Source organism: Streptomyces sp. STAM6 (genome assembly GCF_054963715.1).
Genome location: NZ_JBUEFZ010000082.1, coordinates 1 through 2,089 on the forward strand (window position 1 = coordinate 1; position 2,089 = coordinate 2,089).

Below are 2,089 nucleotides of genomic sequence, written 5' to 3' on the forward strand. Positions count from 1 at the left end.
CAGCACGAAGGAGAGCACAGCGGCGCCACGGCCGCGGCGGAGCCCGAACCGCTCCCGGAAGGCCGGGGGCAGGTCGGCGATCGTCAGCGACCGCAACACACGAGCGGCCACCGCGCGCACCAGCGGCCAGGCGGGGGCCAGGCGCCCCAGGCGGCGCGGAGCAGGAGCTTCCCGGAGCATGTCGAACAGCAGGTGGTGCACCGCTTCGCTGTACTCGAGGCGCTCACGGATGATGCGTTCCACATAGGCCGGTACGTCGGCGGCCGTCGCGGGGAACAGCCCGTCGGGAAGGCCGAACTCGGCGCAGGTCGCGCGGAACTCCGCGTAGAGCTGGTCCAGTTCGGCCGGACCGAGGGCCTTCCCGGACAGTTCCCGCATGGCCGTCATGGACTCGTACAGGGTGACCAGGACCCATACCCGCACCTCGGGGTCCAGGGCGGTGAACTGCCTGCCCCGCTCGTCGGTGCCGTTGATGCGCCGGTGGGTGCGCTCCAGGCGGGCGATCTCGCGGCGCAGACCCTCGCGGTCGGAGAAGAACAGCCGCCTGCCGCTGTCCATGGTGTGCTCGATCCGCCGCCACGGATGGGCGCGGTACGTGGAGTACTGTGCCACTCCGGCGGCGACCGCCGGGTCGGCGTTCTGCAGGACCAGCAGCCTCCACGCCACCAGCGCGATGCTCCACTCACCCAGGGTGCGGCGCAGCAGGGAGTCGGGGCCGGGCAGGTCGTCGGTGGACAAGGAAACGCTCCTCGGGTGGGCGGGCCGGGCCCGCTTCGGCGGGCCGGAGTGGGTGAACGGATCATGCGGATATCCGTTCACCCCAACGTCTGTGCGCCGACCGGGAAGCGGTGCCGTCCCCGGATTCACCCGTCCGGGGTGTGCCGGCCCCGATCCGGCACCGCGCGCGTCAGAGCGCGCGCAGCGCCGACCAGGTCTGCGGGCCGACGATGCCGTCCACGGCGAGGCCGTTGACGTCCTGGAATTGGACGACCCAGCTTTCGGTGCGTGCGCCGAAGGCCCCGTCGACAGCCAGGGCCTCACCTCCGGACCAGTAGTTGATGAGGCACTGGACCTCCCTGACCCGTTCACCGGTGTCACCACGCCTCGTCGTGGTGGTGCCGTTGTAGTACCCGCAGTACGCCGCGGCACCCCGCGCGACGGCCGGTGCCGTGGCGGTGGTGGGTGTCGCGGCGTGGGCGGTGGTGGCTGCCACGGACAGCAGAAGCCCCGCCACGGCGACGGCGGCCGCTGCTGTGGTGCGGAGACGCGAGAGCATGGGCAAGTCCCTTCTCTGGAGCACGCATTCGATGCGGGCCGGACTGGCGACCGGTTTCCTCACCGCTCGCCGCAGAGAGACTGGTGCCTGCGACGGTCGTTCATGCACGTGCCACCGGAAGTCACTCTCAGGCGTGACGGCGGACGTCACACGCGCCCCGCCCGCCTCGCGCCGTACGGCCTCGGCACGCCCGCTGCCGGGCACCTCCGCTTTGACGCACGCCCACACTGTCCGAGGGCATCACGTGGGCCCCTCGCCGGCCAATGACAGGACCTGGCCCGCCCGCCCGCGGCGCCCACCGGCAACGGGTCTCTTCACGGGTCGCGCAGCCAATGATCGAGAACAGCGAAGTCAGCGTCGGTGAGGCCGATACGGGGGTCGACGCGGTGGAGAAGGGCACGCTGTTCGTAATGGGCTGCGACCCAGCTTCGATCCCTGTCGGTGATCTCGTCGTCCACCCATGCGAAGGGACGACCGTGCGCCCAGGCGACGAGCGGACGCGTCTTCCAGTGCAACCCCGCCCGCATGTCACGGTCCTCGTCCGCGGACGGCTCCGGCCACTCCACCAGCGGCAGCGCCGACAGTCCGAGGCGTGGCGCGATGCACTCGTTCGCGTCAGCCATCCACGTCGTCGCCCAGACGAGGTCACAGGGAAGGGCCGCAAGCCTCGGTCCGTGTTCGGGGTTGATCCTGGAGAGGAGCGGGTTCGGTCCCGTCGGCGGACTCCCGTGAATCGCCGGCCCGCCGAATGGGACAAGTGGTCCATCGACATCGAGGAAGAGAATCGGTCGACCGGAAGAATTGATCACCTCC

3 protein-coding genes are annotated in these 2,089 nt (G+C 70.7%); all 3 read right to left on the minus strand.

The features are described 5' to 3' along the window. Nucleotides 1-738 (minus strand): oxygenase MpaB family protein (locus ACY34K_RS33785; RefSeq protein WP_462754086.1); only part of this gene is annotated, 738 nt, incomplete at its 3' end. 169 nt (nt 739-907) lie between these two features. Next, on the minus strand, nt 908-1,276 hold the full coding sequence (locus tag ACY34K_RS33790) for a peptidoglycan-binding domain-containing protein (protein ID WP_462754088.1): 369 nt from the start codon (nt 1,274-1,276) through the stop codon (nt 908-910). Between the two features lie 314 nt (nt 1,277-1,590). After that, nucleotides 1,591-2,085, minus strand: a complete 495-nt coding sequence (locus tag ACY34K_RS33795) for an HAD domain-containing protein (protein WP_462754090.1) — start codon at nt 2,083-2,085, stop codon at nt 1,591-1,593. Nucleotides 2,086-2,089: the final 4 nt, after the last annotated feature.

What these genes read in the sequence shown, in the direction of transcription:
- ACY34K_RS33790 (WP_462754088.1), bottom strand. Translation starts at nt 1,276, where the DNA reads ATGCTCTCGCGTCTCCGCACCACAGCAGCGGCCGCCGTCGCCGTGGCG.